The organism is Alkalihalophilus lindianensis, from assembly GCF_032843265.1.
Lineage (GTDB): Bacteria > Bacillota > Bacilli > Bacillales > Bacillaceae_D > Alkalihalophilus > Alkalihalophilus lindianensis.
The window spans coordinates 1-266 of record NZ_JAWJBA010000427.1; the positions used below are offsets into that span (position 1 = coordinate 1).

General features: G+C 37.2%; 1 protein-coding gene. It reads right to left on the reverse strand.

The features are described from left to right. The coding region (locus tag RYX56_RS22885) for a hypothetical protein (RefSeq protein WP_317124193.1) at window positions 1-266 on the reverse strand (266 nt) is incomplete at both ends.

Genomic DNA, 266 nt, shown 5'->3' on the forward strand with positions numbered 1-266 from the left:
TGAAAAAGGCGATGATTGTGCTAAAAATCGAAGCAATAACGGAAAGAATTAAGATTTCATAATTGAATCGATTCGAATCCCGATAGGAAGCATCGATGGTTGCATTCGCATCATCCTGAACCGATCGATAAAGTTTTGCAAGCAAATCGGCATTATGTTTATACATGGTATTTAGCTTTGCCAATTGGGCTTGGCTGGCGTCATAATTGTTTTTTTCAGATTCTGTAAAAAAAGTAGGGAGAAGGACGCTGTAATCTTCAAAACTT